Here is a 19391-nt window from a genome sequence, read left to right as displayed (position 1 = left end):
TATGGCTACGGAGTGGCTATCAACGTGGGTTACCCAGGCTAGATCCTCGGTGGCCCGGGGTACCCGCAATGGGCCCAGGACTCGGGCCGGAAGTACCAGGCCATGATCACCAGCTTGAGCAGCGAGCCCTGGCCCATGCGCAGCAGGTTGAGGAAGCTGTTTTCCCAGCGATGCAGGAAGTTGCGGATCTGCTCGCTGCTGGCGTTTTCCCAACTGCCCCAGATGCCGGTCAGCGGGCCACGGGTGACGGCCATGCCCAGTACGTCGAACAACTGCTGGGTCAGCTTGAACATCTCCGGTGACAGGTGCTGCAGGCTGTAATCGAGTTTTTTCAGGGTGTCTTCAATGCCTGCCGCCACCACCTCGGCGCTGGCCGCGCCTTCGAGCAACACCGGGATCACTGCGCGCAAAAACGGCAGGTCGCTGTTGCGCAACATGGCAAAGCCGCTGGCGGGGGTACTGCTGGAGCAGCCGCTGAGGCTGGCGCCAAGGCCGGCGGTGGCCAGGAAGGCGCTGGCGCACAGGCCGATTTTCAAGACGCCGCGCCGCGACAGCGCGGGTGATTCAGTCAGGCTAGGGTTCATTTTTATTGTTGTCCCGGTGGTAACGGTTTTAGCGCACGAACAGCTTCTGGATCAGTTTCTGGATGGCTTTGCCATACGGCGGGTAAATCAGCTTGGCCGCATTCAGGCGCTGCTTGATCAGCACCCCCTTGGCCTTGCTGAAGGTGAGAAAACCCTCATGGCCATGGTAGTGGCCCATACCCGACGGGCCGATGCCGCCAAACGGCATATCGTCCTGGGCCACATGCAGCAGGGTGTCGTTCAGGCACACGCCGCCGGAATGGGTTTCGTGGAGTACGCGATTCTGTTCGGCCTTGTTGTAGCCGAAGTAATACAACGCCAGCGGGCGCGGGCGCTGGTTGATGTAGGCAAAGGCCTGGTCGATGCCGCGATAGGGCACGATGGGCAGCACCGGGCCGAAAATCTCGTCCTGCATCACGGTCATCTCATCGCTGACATTCAGCAGCAGGCTATGGGCCATGCGCCGGGCCTGGCCCTGGTCGTAGAGCGGCAACAGGGTCGCGCCCTTGTCGGTGGCGTCCTTGATGTAGGCATTGAGCCGGGCGAGTTGTCGCTCGTTGATGATTGCGGTGTAGTCCGGGTTGTCGGCCAGGGTCGGATAAAACCCGCGTACCGCCTGGGTGTAGGCCTCGACGAAACCGTCCACCCGGTCTTCGGGAACCAGCACGTAGTCCGGCGCCACACAGGTTTGCCCGGCATTCAGCGCCTTGCCGAATGCGATCCGTTCGGCGGCGTCTTTGAGTGGTACATCGGCCGAGACAATGGCTGGGGATTTGCCGCCCAGCTCCAGGGTGACTGGGGTCAGGTGCTCGGCGGCGGCGCGCATCACATGCTTGCCGATGCTGGTGGCCCCGGTGAACAGCAGGTGATCGAACGGCAGCTTGGAGAACGCCATGCCCACTTCGGCTTCGCCGAGCACCACGCACACCAGGTCGTCGGGGAAAATTTGCGCCAGCAGGGTCTTGAGCAGTTGGCCGGTGGCGGGGGTGGATTCGCTGAGCTTGAGCATCACCCGGTTACCCGCCGCCAGCGCGCCGACCAACGGCCCTATGGCCAGGTACAGCGGGTAGTTCCAGGGCACGATCACCCCGATAACGCCCAGGGGCTGATAGATCACTTTGGCAGATGCCGGCTGGAAGGCTATACCTACAGCGCGGCGCGATGGTTTCATCCAGCCTTTGAGGTGTTTGCTGGCGTAGTGAATGCCGTGCAGGCTGGGCATCAGTTCGGCGAATAGGGTTTCATCGGCGCTGCGATGGCTGAAATCGTTGCTGATGGCCTCGATCAGCGCCTGGCGCTCATCGCTGAGCAGGTCACGCAATGCCTTGAGCCACTGCTGGCGCTGCGCCGCTGGCGGCATCGGGTTGGCCGCGTAGGCGCGGCGCTGGGCAGCGAACAGGTCCTGGAGCTGGTCCAGCGCCTGGGAATCTTGCAGGTAGGCAACATTGGCAGACATGGCGCAGTTCCCGAATATTATTGGAGTACCTGGGTTTTTAGAGTCATTACTCTAATTTGTCAAATGCCTTCGCAGTAACATGCAGTTTTATCCTGGCAAGGATAGACCGTAAGATGTTTGCATCAGGATTCAAGAAGCCGATACCCCATGGCACCACGAGTAAAGACCAGCGAACGCATCGTGCAAACCAGCCTGGAGTTGTTCAACCAGCAGGGCGAGCGCAGCATCAGCACCAACCATATTGCCGCCCATATGGAAATATCCCCGGGCAACCTGTACTACCACTTCCCGAACAAGCAGGCGATTATCGCGGTGCTGTTTCGCGAGTATGAAGCCCTGGTGGACAGCTTCCTGCGCCCGCCCCAGGGGCGCGCCATGGTGGTCGAAGACAAGCGTTTCTACCTGCAGGCGGTACTGGCCGGCATGTGGCGCTACCGTTTTTTGCACCGTGACCTTGAGCATCTGCTGGAGAGCGACCCGGAGCTGGCCACCGGCTACCGGCGTTTCTCCCAGCGCTGCCTGATTCAGGGCGGCGCGATTTACCGGGGGTTTGTCGAGGCCGGGATCCTGAACATGGACCCGGTGCAGACCGAAGCCCTGACCCTCAATGCCTGGATTATCCTCACCTCCTGGGTGCGCTTTTTGTGCACCACCAACGAGAACTCCGCACACCTGAGCGCCGAGGCGATCAAGCGCGGGGTGTACCAGGTGCTGGTGCTGGAGGCGGGGTTTATCACGCCACAGGCCAAAGAAGCCGTGGACGCGTTGTTCAAGGAATTTTACGTGCCGTTAAGTCAGGCACTGGAAGAAGTGAAGTAGGCCCTTTCCCGAACGTATTTCCAGGAGTCCGTTATGCCGCTTGCACAACTGATCAGCCCGCAACAACTGGCCGAGCGCCAGCAGCACGCAGGCTTAGTCATCCTCGATTGCCGGTTTGCCCTGGAAGATCCGGATTACGGGCGTTGCAGCTATGCCGAAGGGCATATCGAGGGGGCACAGTATGCCGATCTGGAACGCCACCTCAGCGGGCCGGTGACTAAAGGCGTGACTGGACGCCATCCGCTGCCGGCACCCGAGGCGCTGGTCCAGCAGTTGCGGGCCTGGGGCATCCATGCCGACAGCGAAATCGTGCTGTATGACGATGGTCCTGGCGCATATGCCGCCCGTGCCTGGTGGCTGCTGGCCTGGTTGGGCAAGCGCGACGGGGTGTCGATCCTCGATGGTGGCCTGAAGGCCTGGCACAGCGCCGGTTTCCCTTTGAGCCTGGATGCGCCGGGCACCGAGCCGGGGACCTTTGCTGGCACTGCCGACTACGACCTGCTACTGGACGCAGAGCACCTGCAAAAACGCCTGGGCCAGCCGGGCCTGACACTGATCGACGCCCGGGCCTTGCCGCGCTTTCGCGGTGAGGTGGAACCCATCGACCCGATTGCCGGGCATATTCCCGGCGCGCAATGTGCGGCGTTCAGCGAGAACCTGGGCAGTGACGGGCGCTTCTTGCCGGTGGAGCAGCTCAAGCAGCGGTTTGCCGACAAGCTGCAAGGTCGTTCGCCGAATGAGTTGGTGGCGTATTGCGGCTCGGGCGTGACGGCGTGTCACAACCTGTTTGCCCTGAGCCTGGCGGGGTATCCGTTGGGCAAGTTGTATGCGGGGTCGTGGAGTGAGTGGATCAATGATCCGCAGCGGGCAATTGCTACTGGCGACTGATTTCACCAGGCAAGCCAGCCACATTATTTATCGAGTTGGGACAGCAGCCATTGCGGGATCCGCCGCTCCAGGTAGTACCCGGGCTGTTTCAGCGAACCATCGACAAACCCCACGTGCCCACCCTTGGCCTGCAATTCAAACTCGATGCAGTCCGACAGTTCACTGGCCTGGGGCAGGCTGTGGGCAAACACAAAAGGATCATCTGCCGCCTGGATGATCAGCGTCGGTGTGCGAATCGCCCCGAGGAAGTAACGGCTCGACGCCCGTCGGTAATAGTCCTCGGCACTCAGGTAGCCATGCAATGGCGCAGTGACGCGCCCATCAAAATCCCAGAACGTGCGCATCTTTTCCAGGGAGCCCAGCTCGGCCAGGGTTTTCAGTGCTTCTTCGCGACCATCCTGTAGGAATTGGCGCTGCTTGACCCGGATATAGCCGAGCATCTCGCGCATGAAGTGCTTCTGATAGACCCGTGAAAAGCCCAGGCCGATACGGTCGGCGCACTGGTCCAGGCGAAATGGTACCGACACCGCGGCCGCGCCTTGCAGGCCGGAGTTGTCGCCGGTTTCGCCCAAGTGCTTGAGCAACACATTGCCGCCCAGGGAGTAACCCACGGCATACAGCGGCGCCAATGGGCGCTTGGCCCGCAGGTGCGAGATGGCGGCCGCCAGGTCTTCACTGGCACCGGAGTGATAACTGCGGGCCAGCAGGTTGGGTTCGCCGGAACAACCACGCCAATTCAACGCGACACTGGCCCAGCCCTGACTGGCCAGGGCTTTTTGCAGGCCGGCGACGTAGGGCGAATTGGACGAGCCGGTCAGCCCATGCAGCACCAGCACCAAGGGCGCATGCGGGTCGTGGGGGCCGTGCCAGTCGAGGTCGAGGAAGTCGCCATCCTCCAGCCATAGGCGCTCGCGTTGGCGTTCGAGGTGGGTGGTGGGGCGCCAGAGCGGGCCCCACAACGTTTGCAGGTGAGGGTTGCCGAGGCCGAAGGCGGGGGTGAAGCGGTGGGAGGGTTGCGGCACGATGGGTGGTCTCGACACTGCTTTAATGTTGGCTGAGTATTTTGTGGCTGTGGCGGTGGCTGTGGCTATGGGGGTGGCTGTGGCGAGCGGGCTTGCCCGCGTTGGACTGCGCAGCAGTCCCATTTTCTAGGGTCGCTGCGCAACCCAACGCGGGCAAGCCCGCTCGCCACAGTAAAGTGGCTTGCCACGTTATTTAGTCAGCGGTCTGGACCGTACGTTGCCACAACGCGTAATACACCCGCCCGGATTTTTGTTCGCGGTGCAGGCGCCAGTTGCCCGGCAGGCCCAGGGTCGACGGCGCGGTTTCGCTTTCGGTGTAGACCCAGGCGTCATCGGCCAGCCACTGGCGCTCTTCCAGCAGCGCGCAGACGGTTGGCAACAGGTTCTGGTTGAACGGCGGGTCGAGGAACACCACGTCGAATGCACTGGCTGGCTGGGTTTCCAGGTAGCGCAGGGCATCGGCGGTTTGGACGTGACCGGTGGTGCAACGCAGGGTGCCCAGGTGTTCGCGCAGGCTGGAAACCGCCACGTTGCTCGCGTCCAGCGCCTGGCCCAGGGCGGCGCCACGGGACAGGGACTCGAGGAACAGCGCGCCGCTGCCGGCGAACGGGTCAAGCACCTTGGCCCCTTCGATGTACGGCGCGAGCCAGTTGAACAGGGTTTCGCGGACCCGGTCCGGGGTCGGGCGCAGGCCCACGACATCGGGGAAGCTCAGCTTGCGGCTGCGCCATTGGCCGCCAATGATGCGCAGCTGGCCCACACCGTTATGCACGTTATGGACAGGTTTTTTAGGGCGGGATGGACTAGCCATTAATGCTCCGGAACCCCGAGCGGCTGCTCGGCAGGTTTATCAGTGGGGGGCGGTAGTGGCTTTTGCGCGGTGGTGGGACCAGCGGTCACGATCACCATTTTATCGCTGCTCAAGTGCTTGTTCATTGCGGCCTTGACCTGTTCGGTAGTCAGGGCCTGGGATTGCTTCATGAAATCTTCCAGGTAGTTGAGCGGCAGGTTGTAGAAACCCATGGCGCCCAGTTGCCCGACGATATCGGCGTTGCTCGCAGTGGACAGCGGGAAGCTGCCGGCCAGTTCGCGCTTGGCGTCATCCAGTTCTTTTTGCGTCGGCCCGGTCTTGAGGTAGTCGGCCAGCACTTGCTCCACCAGGCGCAAGGTGCCGCCGCTCATCTCGGCGCGGGTCTGCAGGTTGATCATGAACGGACCACGCACCTGCATCGGCGAAAAGCCCGAGTACACGCCATAGGTCAGGCCGCGCTTCTCGCGCACTTCGCTCATCAAACGGGTGCCAAAGCCACCGCCGCCAAGGATCTGGTTGCCCAGGGACAGGGCCGCGTAGTCCGGATCGGCACGGTTGATGCCCAGTTGTGCGAACAACAGGTGCGTCTGCTTGGAGGGAAACTCGATGTGCCCCAGGCCGGCCTTGGGCTCGGTCGGCTCGGCGATCTTCGCCAGTGCCGGGCCCTTGGGCAGGGATGCGGACACCTTGGCTGCCATGGCTTCGGCGTCAGCACGGGACAGGTCGCCGACCATCGCGATCACCGCGTTACCGGCGGCGTAGGCCTTGGCGTGGAATGCCTTCAGCTGTGCCTGGGTAATGGCCGGAACGCTCTCGGGCGTGCCTTCGCTCGGGTGCGCATAGGGATGATCGCCGTACAGGCGCTTGAACAGCTCGATGCTCGCCAGCTTGCCCGGGTTCTGCTTCTGGTACTCGAAGCTGGCCAGCAACTGGTTCTTGATCCGCGCCAGGGAGTCGGCGGGGAAGGTCGGCTGGCCGATCACCTGGTCAAACAGCGTAATGGCGGCCTCGCGCTTGTCGGCGGCACTGAGGCTGCGCAGCGACACCAGCGCCATATCGCGGTAGGCGCCGTTGCTGAAATCCGCCCCCAGGCCTTCAAAACCGGCGGCAATCTGCCCCACATCCTTGCCCGGCACGCCTTCGTTGAGCATGGCGTTGGTCAGCAGGGCCAGGCCCGGCGTGTTGCCGTCCTGGCTGCTGCCGGCAGCGAACAGGATGCGCATGTCGAACATCGGCAGTTCGTGGGCTTCGACGAACAGCACCTTGGCGCCTTCGGCGGTGTTCCAGGTCTGCACGTTGAGCTGGCGGTTGGTCGGGTTCTTGCCGTCCAGTTCTGCCAGGGATTGCAGGGTCTTGCTGGACTTGGCCTGCTCCAGCGCCGGGCTGGCAACGGAGTCGTCCGGGCGACCGATATACACCGCGACTGCCGCCACCAGAGTCACGACGATCAGGCCAGGCAGCACCAGGCGGTTGTTTTTGCGATCACTCATGAGTGCTCTCCTGTGGCATGACATGGGCGACACTCAGGCGTTCGCGGGTGAAATACGTGCGCGCGGCCTTCTGGATGTCTTCGGGCGTCACGCTTTGCAGTTCGGCAAGCTCGGTGTCCATGAGTTTCCACGACAGGCCGACCGTTTCCAGGGAGCCAATGGCTGTGGCCTGGCTGGTGATGGAGTCACGCTCGTAGACCAACCCGGCAATGACCTGGGCGCGAATACGCTCCAGTTCCTCGGCGGTCGGTGGCTTGGCCTTGAGTTCATCCAGCAGGCGCCAGAGCCCGGCTTCGGCCTGGGCCACGGTTTTCTTCTTCTGCTGGTTGGGGGTGGCGCTCAAGGTGAACAGGCTGTCGCCGCGGGTGTAGGCGTCGTAGCTGGTCGAGGCAGCCGACACCAATTCTTCACCGCGTTCCAGCTGGCTCGGGATGCGCGCGCTGTAGCCGCCATCGAGCAGTGCCGAGATCAGGCGCAGGGCGTTGACCGAGCGCTTGTCTTCGGCGGTGGCCAGGCCCGGTACGTTGAAGCCGAGGATGACGCTCGGTAGCTGCGTCTGCACATGCATGGTCAGCAGGCGTTCGCCCGGCTCGGCCAGTTCCAGGGGCTTTTTCGCCGGTGGTACGTCACGCTTGGGGATCGGGCCGAAGTAACGTTGGGCCAGGGTTTTCACCTCGTCCGGGGTCACGTCGCCGACCACCACCAGGGTGGCGTTGTTCGGCACATACCAGGATTGGTACCAGTGGCGCAGTTCCTCGACCTTCATGCGGTCCAGGTCGGCCATCCAGCCGATGGTCGGCGTGTGATAGCCGCTGGCCGGGTAGGCCATGGCCTTGAAGCGTTCGAAGGCCTTGGACATCGGATTGTCATCGGTGCGCAGGCGGCGCTCCTCCTTGATGACTTCGATCTCGCGGCTGAATTCGTCGGCCGGCAGGCGCAGGGTGGCCATGCGGTCGGCTTCCAGCTCCAGGGCCACGCCCAGGCGGTCGCGGGCCAGCACTTGGTAGTAGGCGGTGTAGTCGTCGCTGGTGAAGGCGTTCTCTTCGGCGCCCAGGTCGCGCAGGATCAACGAGGCTTCGCCGGGGCCGGTCTTGGAGCTGCCCTTGAACATCATGTGTTCCAGGGCGTGGGACAAACCGGTCTGGCCAGGGGTTTCATAGCTGGAGCCGACCTTGTACCAGACCTGCGAGACCACCACCGGGGCGCGATGGTCTTCGCGCACGACGACCTTGAGGCCGTTGTCCAGGGTGAATTCATGGGTGGGTTGTGGGTCGGCAGCCAAGGCTGAAAGGGGCAGACAAACTGTGCTGAGCAGCAGGCCTGCGGCGCGGCGGGCTAGAGCATTCATTCGTTTTTAAACCTGTTGGGCTGCCCGCTTGGTCTTAGCGTCGGCGGGCGAGGAGGTGCTAGGATACTGATCCGTATTAGCGGCGGCCACTGCGGCTGTCATATCGTTTCGGATCCAGTCGTCGTAAAGATGGAGTTATCCGTGGGTTTCCCCGGTTTTAATTCGCTTTTCGCCGATTTTATCGCTTCAGTCCTATATTGAATCGATTTGTTGAGGCTGTATTCACGCCTCACAAAATGCTGCGCATGAACAAGCTGGCTAAAAAACAGTCTGTTGCGCATCGAATATTATTTACCGAGGCGCCTCCTTGGCGCGTCGCTACCGTGAGATAGCCGTCCTCCATGTTTGGTTCCAACGACGACAAGAAGAGCCCAGCTGCGGCTGGCGAGAAAAAAGGCCTGTTCGGATGGCTGCGCAAAAAGCCGCAGGAAACCGTCGTCGAACAGCCGCAAGTCCAACCCGAGCCGGTGCCTGAGCCTGTTCTGCAAGCGGAACCGGCGATTGAGCCCGTGGCCGAGCCTGTCGTCGAGACGCCAGCGCCGGTGGTGCTGCCTATCGCCGAGCCGGTCTTGCAGCCGGAGGTGGAGGCTGCGCCAGAGCCAGAGCATAAGCCGTGGCCGCCATTGCCGGTGGCTGAAGAACCTGTTGCGTTGGTCGAGGATGTGCAGGCCGAACATGTGACGCCGCCGATCCCTGTGGTGGTGGAGCCGGTCCAGGTCGCCGTCGAGCCCCAGCCCGTTGTCGTTGAGCCGGCGCCGTTGGTGGTCGAGCCAGTGGTTGCCGAGCCCGTTGCGGTGGTCGCCGAACCCGTCGCTGTACCTGCTGAAACCAGTAAGACCGGCTTCTTCGCCCGCCTCAAGCAAGGCCTGAGCAAGACCAGCGCGAGCATCGGCGAAGGCATGGCCAGCCTGTTCCTGGGCAAGAAGATCATTGATGACGAGTTGCTCGAAGATATCGAGACCCGCCTGCTGACCGCTGACGTGGGCGTCGAAGCCACTGCCGTGATCATCCAGAGCCTGACCCAGAAGGTGGCGCGCAAGCAGCTCACCGACGCCGACGCGCTTTACAAGTCATTGCAGGCCGAACTGGCTGCCATGCTCAAGCCGGTGGAAGCGCCGCTGGTGATTACCGAGAAAAAACCCTTTGTGATCCTGGTGGTCGGCGTCAACGGCGCCGGCAAGACCACCACCATCGGCAAGCTGGCGAAGAAGCTGCAACTGGAAGGCAAGAAAGTCATGCTCGCCGCCGGTGACACCTTCCGCGCCGCCGCCGTAGAGCAATTGCAGGTGTGGGGCGAGCGCAACAAGATCCCGGTGATCGCCCAGCACACCGGTGCCGATTCCGCCTCGGTGATCTTCGACGCAGTGCAGGCCGCCAAGGCCCGCAACATCGACGTACTGATTGCCGATACCGCTGGTCGCCTGCATACCAAAGACAACTTGATGGAAGAGTTGAAGAAAGTCCGCCGGGTGATGGGCAAGCTCGACGCCGACGCGCCGCACGAGGTGCTGTTGGTGCTGGACGCCGGTACTGGGCAGAACGCCATCAGCCAGGCCAAGCAATTCAACCAGACAGTCCAACTGACTGGCCTGGCGTTGACTAAGCTCGATGGCACGGCCAAGGGTGGGGTGATTTTCGCCCTGGCTAAACAATTCGGGCTGCCGATTCGTTATATCGGTGTAGGCGAAGGTATTGATGACCTGCGCACGTTTGAGGCCGAACCCTTTGTCCAGGCACTGTTTGCCGAGCGGGAGCGTTCATGATTCGTTTTGAACAGGTGGGCAAGCGCTACGCCAACGGGCATGTCGGCTTGCATGAGCTGAGTTTCCGGGTGCGCCGTGGCGAGTTCTTGTTTGTCACCGGTCATTCCGGGGCCGGCAAAAGTACGTTGCTACGCCTGCTGCTGGCCATGGAGCGCCCGACCACCGGCAAACTGCTGCTGGCAGGCCAGGACCTGGCCACCATCAGCAATGCGCAGATCCCGTTCCTGCGCCGGCAGATCGGCGTGGTGTTCCAGAACCACCAGTTGCTGTTCGATCGCACGGTGTTCAATAACATCGCCCTGCCATTGCAGATCCTCGGGCTGTCCAAGGCCGAGATCGTCAAGCGTGTGGATTCGGCCCTGGAGCGCGTGGCGCTGTCGGACAAGACCGACCTGTATCCCGGCGACCTGTCCACCGGCCAGCAACAGCGCGTCGGCATTGCCCGCGCCATCGTCCATCGCCCGGCCTTGCTGCTGGCGGACGAACCCACCGGTAACCTCGACCCGCGCCTGGCGGCGGAGATCATGGGGGTCTTTGAAGACATCAACCGCCTGGGCACCAGTGTGCTGATTGCCAGTCACGACCTGGCATTGATCGCGCGTATGCGCCATCGCATGTTGACCCTGCAGCGCGGGCGCCTGATCGGTGACGGGGAGGCTGGCGTATGAGTGCCACACGCAGCCCTAAAGTTTCCGAGCGCGTGGCGCCGAAAGCCGCCGACCCGCAACCGCAGAAAAAGAAACGCGACGATGATGACGGTCCTGACTTCAGCACCTTGCTGCACGCCTGGATCGAAAGCCATCGCGCCAGCCTGGTGGACAGCCTGCGCCGCCTGGGCAAGCAGCCGATTGGCAGCTTCTTCACCTGCCTGGTGATGGCCGTGGCGTTGAGCCTGCCGATGGGTTTGTCGTTGCTGCTGAATAATGTCGAGCGCCTGGGCGGTTCCTGGCAGCGCGCGGCGCAGATTTCCCTGTACCTGCAACTGGATGCCAGCGCCACTGAAGGCGAGGCCTTGCGCGAGCAGATCAAGAACCTGCCGGGTGTGGCGGATGCCGAGTACATCAGCCGCGACCAGGCGCTGGAAGAGTTCCAGCAACAGTCCGGCTTGGGTGAGGCGCTCAAGGAGCTGCCGCAGAACCCGCTGCCGGGGGTTGTGCTGGTCACGCCCAATGAAATCGACAAGACGGCCCTTGAAGCATTAAGACAAAAATTGGCTGAACTGCCCAAGGTGCAACAGGCGCAGCTTGATTTAGTGTGGGTCGAGCGTCTGGCGGCGATTCTCAAGCTGGGCGACCGGTTTGTCTTCGGCCTGACGGTGTTGCTGGTTTCTGCATTACTTTTGGTGATAGGCAATACCATTCGTCTTCATATTGAAAACCGCCGCACCGAGATAGAAGTGATTAAACTGGTCGGCGGCACAGACAGCTATGTGCGTCGTCCTTTTCTATATATGGGCGCGCTTTATGGCTTCGGTGCGGGGATTCTGTCCTGGGGCGTCCTGGCGTTTGGCCTGGATTGGCTGAACGACGCGGTAGTCGGCCTGGCCGGATTGTATGGCAGTGACTTTGCCCTGGCTGGCGTACCTGCGGCCGATGGTCTATCACTCTTGCTTGGCGCGGTGTTGTTGGGGTATATCGGTGCTTGGATTGCGGTCGCACGGCATCTACGTGAGCTGGCGCCGAAGTAGTTAATGTCAGATTAATGTGGTTTCGTTTGTATTGACCGTATCAGTGGTTTAGGGAACTTGTCCTACGGTTCCCGGTCAATTTTCGCAGTGCTGAACTGCACGAGTTATGTGAGTCGGAGGTTTTTTCGTATGACCACTTCTTTGCAACCTGCTTATGCTCTGGTCCCGGGTGCGAACCTGGAGGCTTATGTGCACACGGTCAACAGCATTCCATTGCTGACGCCTGAGCAGGAGCGTGAACTGGCCGAGAGTCTCTACTATGAGCAGGATTTGGGGGCGGCTCGGCAGATGGTGCTCGCCCACCTGCGTTTTGTCGTACATATCGCCCGTAGCTATAGCGGCTACGGCCTGGCCCAGGCTGACCTGATCCAGGAAGGCAACGTCGGCCTGATGAAGGCTGTAAAACGCTTCAACCCGGAAATGGGTGTGCGCCTGGTGTCGTTCGCTGTGCACTGGATCAAGGCGGAAATCCACGAGTTCATCCTGCGCAACTGGCGCATCGTGAAAGTGGCGACCACCAAGGCCCAGCGCAAGCTGTTCTTCAACCTGCGCAGCCAGAAGAAACGCCTGGCGTGGCTGAACAACGAGGAAGTCCACCGTGTGGCGGAAAGCCTCGGTGTGGAGCCTCGGGAAGTGCGCGAGATGGAAAGTCGCCTGACCGGCCATGATATGGCCTTCGACCCGGCCGCCGAAGCGGACGACGACAGCGCTTTCCAATCGCCGGCCAACTACCTGGAAGACCACCGGTACGACCCGGCGCGTCAACTGGAAGATGCCGATTGGAGCGACAACTCCAACCACAATCTGCACGAAGCGCTGGAAGTGCTGGACGACCGCAGCCGTGACATCCTCTACCAGCGCTGGCTGGCAGAAGAAAAAGCCACGCTGCACGACTTGGCGCAGAAGTACAACGTGTCGGCCGAGCGTATTCGTCAGCTTGAGAAGAGCGCGATGAATAAGCTGAAATTGTCGATCGCCGCCTAGCACGCTGCGAACGACCAAAAAAATGCCCCGATCGAAAGATCGGGGCATTTTTGTTCGTGCCCGAGAAACCTCAAGCCTTACGCGGTCCAGGGTGTAGGCGCTGGCTGGCCTGCGATCGCGGTGGGTCAGCCAGCCCTATTGGGTGGTGTCAGTTGGCCCTCGGCGCCTGCCGCGTACTGTTCAGCTCATTCAAATAGCCGGTACCACCCAACTGCCCCATCTGCTGACGAATCCAAGCCGCCCGCCGCGCCACATACGCCGTCGGATGGCTGGCACTCCACACCCGTGGATTAGGCAGTACAGCGGCCAGATAGCTGGCCTGCTGCCGCGAAAGTCCCTTGGCACCCACGCCAAAATGATGCCGCGCCGCCGCCTCTGCGCCAAATACCCCTTCATCCCACTCCACGCTGTTGAGGTACACCTCAAGGATCCGCTGCTTGGGCCACAGGATCTCGATCAACCCGGTAAACCAGGCTTCCAGGCCCTTGCGCAAATAACTGCGGCCGGCCCACAGGAACAGGTTCTTCGATACCTGCTGGCTCAGTGTACTGGCGCCGCGAATCGAACCACCGCGCTCGTTATGCAGCAAAGCGGCCTGGATCGCACCAAAGTCAAAGCCCCAATGCTGCGGGAAGCGCTGGTCCTCGCCGGCCATCACCGCGACTTTCAGGTCATCGGAGATCTCATCCCACGGCACCCAGGTCCGTTGCAGGTCAATGGGCTCGCTGTCGATCCAGGATTCGATCTTGCGCTCGACCATCAGTGCGGTGAACGGCGGCGGGACGACACGAAACAGCAGCACCAGCAAAACACTGCCGATGACAAACCATTTCACGACTTTGAGAAAACGACTGAAGAGGACACGCAGCATAGAGATGGCTTGGCCGAACCCGTTGAGCGGGCCATTATACAGACCCTGCCCAATGAGTCTGACTGGAGTTCCTCATGTTGCGTGGCTTTCTGATGCTGGCTGCCTTTTTCGGTTTTACCGGTGTTGCCCTCGGCGCATTTGCCGCCCATGGCCTGAAAAAGAGCCTGAGTGCTGAGTACCTGGCGATTTTCCACACCGGTGTGACCTACCAGTTGGTGCACGCCCTGGCGTTGTTTGGCGTGGCCTTATTGGCCGCGCATATGCCTGGGCGGCTGGTGCTGTGGGCCGGTGTGTCGTTCAGCATCGGTATCCTGTTGTTCTCCGGCAGCCTGTACCTGTTGACCACCATCGGCATCGGCAAACTGGGGATCATCACGCCGTTTGGCGGCCTGGCGTTCCTGATTGGCTGGCTGTGCCTGGGGCTCGCCGCCTGGCGCCTGCAACTGACCGCCTGACGCTTGTAGCTGACCTTCAGGTCACGATCAGGCTAGAATGCTGGCCCCTAAAAACGATGGCGGCCCGTGGCATGCGCATTCAATTGAACGGCGAATCCTATGAACTGCCCGACGGTGAAACCGTCGCGGCCCTGCTGACCCGTCTGGAACTGACCGGACGTCGCGTCGCAGTGGAGCTCAACCAGGATATCGTCCCGCGTAGCCAGCACACCGAAACCGCCCTCACCGAAGGCGACCAGGTCGAAGTGGTCCACGCCATCGGCGGCGGCTAGGCCCGGGGCAACTACCCGAATTCTGCAGAACCTCACCCCAACTCGAGGATTTCCCATGAGCATCGTTCGTAGCGACAAGCCCTTCGTCCTGGCCGGTCGTACTTACCAGTCGCGTTTGCTGGTAGGCACCGGCAAGTACCGCGACATGGAAGAAACCCGCCTGGCTATCGAAGCCTCGGGCGCCGAAATCGTGACAGTGGCCGTGCGCCGCACCAATATCGGCCAGAACCCGGGCGAACCGAACCTGCTGGATATCCTGCCGCCGGATCGCTACACCATCCTGCCGAACACTGCCGGTTGCTACGACGCCATCGAAGCCGTGCGCACCTGCCGCCTGGCCCGTGAGCTGCTCGACGGCCACAACCTGGTGAAGCTGGAAGTGCTGGCGGACCAGAAAACCCTGTTCCCCAACGTGATCGAAACCCTCAAGGCCGCCGAAACCCTGGTCAAGGAAGGTTTCGACGTGATGGTCTACACCAGCGATGACCCGATCATCGCCCGCCAACTGGCCGAGATCGGCTGCATCGCGGTGATGCCACTGGCCGGCCTGATCGGCACTGGCCTGGGGATCTGCAACCCGTACAACCTGCAGATCATCCTCGAAGAAGCCAAGATCCCGGTGCTGGTGGATGCCGGCGTCGGTACCGCGTCCGATGCCACCATTGCCATGGAGCTGGGCTGCGAAGCGGTGCTGATGAACTCGGCCATCGCCAACGCACAACAGCCGATCATGATGGCCGAAGCCATGAAACACGCGATTGTCGCCGGCCGCCTGGCGTATCTCGCCGGGCGTATGCCGAAAAAACTTTACGCCAGCGCCTCCTCGCCGCTGGATGGTCTGATCAAGTAAGAGCCATTGATGACTGAATCAAACGAAACGCCGAACCCCGTGGAAGAAGGCGACGAGTCCAAGCACCGCCGCATCAAGAGTTTTGTGATGCGTGCCGGGCGCATGACCGAAGGCCAGCAAAAGGGCCTCGACCAAGGCGCGCCGCTGTTCGTCCTGCCCCTGGCTGACGCGCCGGTGGACTTTGACCAGGTGTTTGGCCGTTCTGCCCCGCGCTCCCTGGAGATCGGCTTCGGCATGGGCCATTCCCTGCTGGAAATGGCTGCAGCGTCGCCCGAGCAAGACTTTATCGGTGTGGAAGTGCACCGTCCGGGCGTGGGCGCACTGCTCAACGGCGTGCTGACCCAGGGCCTGAAAAACCTGCGGGTCTATGACTGCGACGCGATCGAAGTGCTCAACCGATGCATCGCCGACAACAGCCTCGACCGCCTGATGCTGTTTTTCCCGGATCCATGGCACAAGAGCCGTCACCACAAGCGCCGTATCGTCCAGGCGTCCTTCGCGGAGCTGGTGCGCAGCAAACTCAAGGTCGGCGGCATCCTGCACATGGCCACCGATTGGGAACCGTATGCGGAGTACATGCTGGAAGTGATGAACGTCGCCCCTGGCTACCGCAACCTGGCCGAAGATGGTCAGTGCGTACCACGCCCGGCCGAGCGTCCGATCACCAAGTTCGAACGCCGTGGCGAGCGATTGGGGCATGGGGTTTGGGATTTGAAGTTCGAAAAGCTGGCGTAATCAGCTAGCAAGCTGAAATGCGATTAACTGCGGGAGCTGGCTTGCCGGCGATAGCATCACTTCGGTGTCACTGATACACCGAGGTGCTTGCATCGCAGGCAAGCCAGCTCCCACAGTTGTTTTGTGGTGGGCTTTGAGTCAGCGGCGGTCGGCAACCACGCCAATCAACACCAGCACCACCAACAGCACCGGTGCCAGGCTGTAGTTATTGAACTGGCTCAACCCCCGCACAATCCAGGGTGTGGCGTAGATCAGCGCAGCACCGCTGCCGATCATGCACAGCAGGGCCATCAACGGTACGCGCAAGGCGCCGGCGATGTTGCCCAGGCGTGCTTCGACCCAACCCTTGATATCGGCGCCGAATAGCACCAACAGGCAGCCTACCAGCGCCAGGGAGATTTCCGACAGGTTGCTACGGCTCCAGCGGGATACGGTGGCGAGCAGGTCGAGTACCAGATCCATTCGATTTCCTTAGAGCGATCAGCTCAAAAACTTCTGCAGCAGGTCATTGAGAAAGAGTTGCCCACGGTCCGTGGCCGCCAGGCGTGACGGTTCGACCTGCAATAAGCCACTTTGTTCGGCATCCCTGCGGGCTTGTTCCAGGCTGGCCAAGTCCAGGCCGGTGCGCTCGGCATACAGCCTGGCTTCGACGCCCTCGGTCAGGCGCAGGGCGTTCATCAGGAACTCAAAGGGCAATTCTTCATTGGTCAGCTCTTTCGACCCGGCCTGGAAGGTTTTTGCCGGGTTGAGGTAGTCCTTCGGTGCGCGGGTCTTCCAGGTGCGCACGATGCGCCCGTCTGGATGGCTGAGCTTGCCGTGGGCGCCGGCGCCGATGCCGATAAAGTCGCCAAAACTCCAGTAATTGAGGTTATGCCGCGCGGGCCGGCCCGGCTGGGCGTAGGCCGAGACTTCATATTGCGCGTAGCCGTGTTCGGCGAGCAGGGCCTGGCCGGCTTCCTGGATATCCCACAGGGTGTCGTCTTCCGGCAGCGTCGGCGGCTGGTTCCAGAACACAGTGTTGGGTTCCAGGGTCAGTTGGTACCACGACAGGTGGGTCGGCTTGAGCGCAATCGCCTGGCGCAGGTCGCCCAGGGCGTCGTCCAGGGATTGGTCGGGCAAACCGTGCATCAGGTCCAGGTTGAAGTTATCAAAGCCGGCCTGGCGTGCCATGCCGGCGGCGCGTACGGCTTCGTCGCCATTGTGGATGCGGCCCAGGGCCTTGAGCTTGTCCTGCTGGAAGCTCTGGATGCCAATCGACAGGCGATTGATCCCCAGCTTGCGGTAGGCGACGAACTTCTCTTGCTCGAAGGTGCCGGGGTTGGCTTCCAGGGTGATCTCGATGTCGCGGGCAAACCGGATACGTTGCTCCACGCCCTCCAGCAACCGCCCCAGCGCCGCAGCACTGAACAGGCTTGGCGTGCCGCCGCCAAAGAAGATCGAACTCAGCTCGCGACCATACACCGCGTGCAGGTCCTGATCCAGGTCCGCCAGCAACGCGTCGACATACTCTTCTTCCGGCAGCACCTTGCTGGCGGTGTGGGAGTTGAAGTCGCAATAGGGGCATTTACGCACGCACCACGGGATGTGGATGTACAGCGCCAGGGGCGGCAGCACTGGCAGGGCCGCCCGAGGTGTTTGCGCGCCACCGAGGATCAGGGGCTGCGCGGAGGTGTTCTGGGTCATTTCAAGCCCAGACGCTGGCGCAGCAAATCCATTGCGCGGGCGCGGTGGCTGATCTGGTTCTTGTCGGCGGGGCTCAGTTCGGCGCTGGACACATTGCGCTCCGGCACCCAGAACAGCGGGTCATAGCCAAACCCGTGCTCGCCGCTGGCCGCGTGCAGGATGCGCCCGTGCCACAAACCTTCGCAGAGAATCGGCAGCGGGTCGTCGGCATGCCGCACCAGGGCCAGCACACAGACAAACTGCGCGCCGCGCATCGCGTCCGGCACGTCCTTGAGGGCGTCCAGCAGCTTGGCGTTGTTCGCCGCGTCGCCTTTGCCGTCGGCATAGCGCGCCGAGTAGATGCCGGGGGCGCCGCCGAGGAAGTCCACGGCCAGGCCGGAGTCGTCGGCCAGTGCCGGCAGCCCGGAAATGCGCGCGGCATTGCGGGCCTTGAGGATGGCGTTCTCGACGAACGACAGGCCGGTTTCCTCCGGCTCCACCTGGCTGAACTCGCCAATCGAGCGCAGTTGCACCGATTCGCCGAGCATGGCCTGGAGTTCCTTGAGTTTGCCGGCGTTATGGCTGGCCAGTACGAGTTGTGTCAGGTTCATTATTCGGCCGGGAACAGTTCTTGGGTGAAACTGAAGCCGTGGGCTTTGCCACCGGTTTCAACATTGATGGTAAAGGTGCGGAACTCCTGCTGCGGCACCGAGTAGGGGGCGAGGTAGTAGATCGCGCCTTTTTCGGTGATTTGCTTGAAGGTCAGCATTTCACTCTTGCCGGTCAAGTCCTTGATCGTGCCGGTCACTTGGGCCGCCACGGGCTCCACGCCCTTGATCACCGAGACATTGATCATGCCCTTGTTCTTGCTGCGCACCACGCCCACGGCCTGGGCCGTCTCGGGTTGCAGGAAGCTGGAGGTGAAGGTGCTGTAGTGCACGGTGATATCACCAAACGCCTTCTGCCGATTGCTGTCGATAGGGCCGGCGGCCAGGGCGCTGGCGCCAAGGCAGGCGGTGAGTAGAAAAATAGCCAGGCGACTCATGATCGTCCTCCTCGAAAATGGTTAGACGGCAATCTGATGATCGGTCAGGCCAGGACTGCTGACCCGATAAATCCCGATTTCACCTAAAAGATTAGGCCATAGCTTACTTGCCCAGCCGTGGCGATGCTGTTGATCGACGGCAAGGCGGTTGATCACCTTGGCTTCGCGCCCGCTGCACAGTGCTTCGAAGTCCTCGAAGGTGCAGAAGTGAATATTGGGCGTGTTGTACCAGGTGTACGGCAGGAAGTCCGATACCGGCATCCGGCCCTTGGTGGCCAGGTACCAGCGGCAGCGCCAGTGGCCGAAGTTGGGGAAGGTGATGATGCACTGGCGGCCGACGCGCAACATTTCGTCGAGGATCCGGTCCGGGTAATGCACAGCCTGCAGGGCCTGGGTCATCACCACGATATCGAAGCTGTTGCTGGCAAAGTTGCCCAGGCCCTTGTCCAGGTCCTGCTCGATTACGTTGATGCCCTTGGCCACGCATTGGGCGATGTTGTCCGGGTCGTTTTCCAGGCCATAGCCGGTGACTTGCTTGTTGTCGCGCAGCCAGCTCAGCAGTTCGCCATCGCCGCAACCCAGGTCGAGCACGCGGCTGCCGGCGGGGATCCAGTCTTGGATGATTTCCAGGTCGGCTCTCATGGCGTTC

The 19391-nt window shown here is 61.8% G+C and carries 22 protein-coding genes; 10 read left to right on the top strand and 12 right to left on the bottom strand.

Features of this window, described 5'->3' with window-relative positions:
- Positions 1 to 38 precede the first annotated feature (38 nt).
- Both K1X80_RS27175 and K1X80_RS27170 read right to left on the bottom strand, forming a co-directional pair.
- A complete protein-coding gene (locus tag K1X80_RS27175; protein WP_057960896.1) occupies positions 39 to 584 on the bottom strand; it encodes a hypothetical protein in 546 nt (181 codons plus the stop codon).
- A 28-nt stretch (positions 585 to 612) separates the two neighbouring features.
- Entirely contained in the window at positions 613 to 2040 is a 1428-nt protein-coding gene (locus K1X80_RS27170) for a coniferyl aldehyde dehydrogenase (protein ID WP_057960895.1), read from the bottom strand.
- A 147-nt stretch (positions 2041 to 2187) separates the two neighbouring features.
- On the opposite strand from K1X80_RS27170, the gene K1X80_RS27165 reads away from it, so the two are divergent.
- Positions 2188 to 2859 carry a TetR/AcrR family transcriptional regulator gene (locus K1X80_RS27165; RefSeq protein ID WP_029300622.1) on the top strand — a complete coding sequence of 224 codons (672 nt, stop codon included), beginning with the start codon at positions 2188 to 2190 and terminating at the stop codon, positions 2857 to 2859.
- A gap of 33 nt (positions 2860 to 2892) precedes the next feature.
- Entirely contained in the window at positions 2893 to 3747 is an 855-nt protein-coding gene (locus K1X80_RS27160; RefSeq protein ID WP_057440387.1) for a sulfurtransferase, read from the top strand.
- A gap of 23 nt (positions 3748 to 3770) precedes the next feature.
- On the opposite strand, the gene K1X80_RS27155 is transcribed toward K1X80_RS27160, so the two are convergent.
- From K1X80_RS27155 to K1X80_RS27140, 4 genes are all read right to left on the bottom strand, one after another.
- Complete coding sequence (locus K1X80_RS27155; RefSeq protein WP_169989452.1) at positions 3771 to 4769, bottom strand: hydrolase; 999 nt, start codon at positions 4767 to 4769, stop codon at positions 3771 to 3773.
- 193 nt (positions 4770 to 4962) lie between these two features.
- On the bottom strand, positions 4963 to 5580 hold the full coding sequence (gene rsmD / locus K1X80_RS27150; protein ID WP_057960893.1) for a 16S rRNA (guanine(966)-N(2))-methyltransferase RsmD: 618 nt from the start codon (positions 5578 to 5580) through the stop codon (positions 4963 to 4965).
- The gene (locus K1X80_RS27145; protein ID WP_128593390.1) at positions 5580 to 7070 is read right to left on the bottom strand and encodes a pitrilysin family protein; all 1491 of its coding nucleotides are present in this window, start codon (positions 7068 to 7070) and stop codon (positions 5580 to 5582) included. Before K1X80_RS27145 ends, rsmD begins: the two co-directional genes overlap by 1 nt.
- A complete protein-coding gene (locus K1X80_RS27140) occupies positions 7063 to 8418 on the bottom strand; it encodes a pitrilysin family protein (protein ID WP_057440385.1) in 1356 nt (451 codons plus the stop codon). Before K1X80_RS27140 ends, K1X80_RS27145 begins: the two co-directional genes overlap by 8 nt.
- A 341-nt stretch (positions 8419 to 8759) precedes the next feature.
- Between K1X80_RS27140 and ftsY the strand changes: the two genes are divergently transcribed.
- The 4 genes from ftsY (at position 8760) to rpoH (ending at position 12852) form a co-directional block, all read left to right on the top strand.
- The gene (gene ftsY, locus K1X80_RS27135) at positions 8760 to 10181 is read left to right on the top strand and encodes a signal recognition particle-docking protein FtsY (RefSeq protein WP_220172589.1); all 1422 of its coding nucleotides are present in this window, start codon (positions 8760 to 8762) and stop codon (positions 10179 to 10181) included.
- Positions 10178 to 10849, top strand: a complete 672-nt coding sequence (gene ftsE, locus K1X80_RS27130; RefSeq protein ID WP_003213784.1) for a cell division ATP-binding protein FtsE — start codon at positions 10178 to 10180, stop codon at positions 10847 to 10849. The genes ftsY and ftsE overlap by 4 nt, the downstream gene beginning before the upstream one ends.
- Complete coding sequence (gene ftsX, locus K1X80_RS27125; protein WP_057440383.1) at positions 10846 to 11868, top strand: permease-like cell division protein FtsX; 1023 nt, start codon at positions 10846 to 10848, stop codon at positions 11866 to 11868. Before ftsE ends, ftsX begins: the two co-directional genes overlap by 4 nt.
- 129 nt (positions 11869 to 11997) lie before the next feature.
- A complete protein-coding gene (gene rpoH / locus K1X80_RS27120) occupies positions 11998 to 12852 on the top strand; it encodes an RNA polymerase sigma factor RpoH (RefSeq protein WP_003176698.1) in 855 nt (284 codons plus the stop codon).
- A 148-nt stretch (positions 12853 to 13000) separates the two neighbouring features.
- Here the strand turns inward: rpoH and mtgA are convergent, their stop codons facing one another.
- Positions 13001 to 13723 carry a monofunctional biosynthetic peptidoglycan transglycosylase gene (mtgA, locus tag K1X80_RS27115; protein WP_057960890.1) on the bottom strand — a complete coding sequence of 241 codons (723 nt, stop codon included), beginning with the start codon at positions 13721 to 13723 and terminating at the stop codon, positions 13001 to 13003.
- Between the two features lie 74 nt (positions 13724 to 13797).
- On the opposite strand from mtgA, the gene K1X80_RS27110 reads away from it, so the two are divergent.
- From K1X80_RS27110 to trmB, 4 genes are all read left to right on the top strand, one after another.
- Positions 13798 to 14178, top strand: a complete 381-nt coding sequence (locus tag K1X80_RS27110; RefSeq protein ID WP_057440381.1) for a DUF423 domain-containing protein — start codon at positions 13798 to 13800, stop codon at positions 14176 to 14178.
- Between the two features lie 71 nt (positions 14179 to 14249).
- Entirely contained in the window at positions 14250 to 14450 is a 201-nt protein-coding gene (gene thiS, locus K1X80_RS27105; protein WP_162947777.1) for a sulfur carrier protein ThiS, read from the top strand.
- A gap of 55 nt (positions 14451 to 14505) precedes the next feature.
- Positions 14506 to 15300 (top strand): thiazole synthase, encoded by a 795-nt coding sequence (locus tag K1X80_RS27100; protein WP_017845016.1) that lies wholly within the window; start codon positions 14506 to 14508, stop codon positions 15298 to 15300.
- 9 nt (positions 15301 to 15309) lie between these two features.
- Positions 15310 to 16035, top strand: coding sequence for a tRNA (guanosine(46)-N7)-methyltransferase TrmB (gene trmB, locus K1X80_RS27095; protein ID WP_057440379.1), 726 nt, complete (start codon positions 15310 to 15312; stop codon positions 16033 to 16035).
- A 138-nt stretch (positions 16036 to 16173) separates the two neighbouring features.
- Here trmB and K1X80_RS27090 read toward each other — a convergent pair whose 3' ends face one another.
- The 5 genes from K1X80_RS27090 to metW are packed head-to-tail and all read right to left on the bottom strand — an operon-like array spanning position 16174 to position 19384.
- The gene (locus tag K1X80_RS27090; protein WP_029300493.1) at positions 16174 to 16497 is read right to left on the bottom strand and encodes a DUF3392 domain-containing protein; all 324 of its coding nucleotides are present in this window, start codon (positions 16495 to 16497) and stop codon (positions 16174 to 16176) included.
- Between the two features lie 18 nt (positions 16498 to 16515).
- Positions 16516 to 17718, bottom strand: a complete 1203-nt coding sequence (gene hemW / locus K1X80_RS27085) for a radical SAM family heme chaperone HemW (RefSeq protein ID WP_225923823.1) — start codon at positions 17716 to 17718, stop codon at positions 16516 to 16518.
- On the bottom strand, positions 17715 to 18311 hold the full coding sequence (gene rdgB, locus K1X80_RS27080) for an RdgB/HAM1 family non-canonical purine NTP pyrophosphatase (protein WP_027606096.1): 597 nt from the start codon (positions 18309 to 18311) through the stop codon (positions 17715 to 17717). Before rdgB ends, hemW begins: the two co-directional genes overlap by 4 nt.
- Positions 18308 to 18742 carry a DUF4426 domain-containing protein gene (locus K1X80_RS27075; RefSeq protein WP_057960887.1) on the bottom strand — a complete coding sequence of 145 codons (435 nt, stop codon included), beginning with the start codon at positions 18740 to 18742 and terminating at the stop codon, positions 18308 to 18310. The genes rdgB and K1X80_RS27075 overlap by 4 nt, the downstream gene beginning before the upstream one ends.
- 21 nt (positions 18743 to 18763) lie before the next feature.
- Entirely contained in the window at positions 18764 to 19384 is a 621-nt protein-coding gene (metW, locus tag K1X80_RS27070) for a methionine biosynthesis protein MetW (protein ID WP_029300485.1), read from the bottom strand.
- Positions 19385 to 19391 lie beyond the last annotated feature (7 nt).

Origin of the sequence: Pseudomonas sp. So3.2b (assembly GCF_019464415.1) — a bacterium.
Classification (GTDB): Bacteria; Pseudomonadota; Gammaproteobacteria; order Pseudomonadales; family Pseudomonadaceae; genus Aquipseudomonas; species Aquipseudomonas shahriarae.
This window is presented reverse-complemented; position numbering and strand designations above follow the sequence as displayed.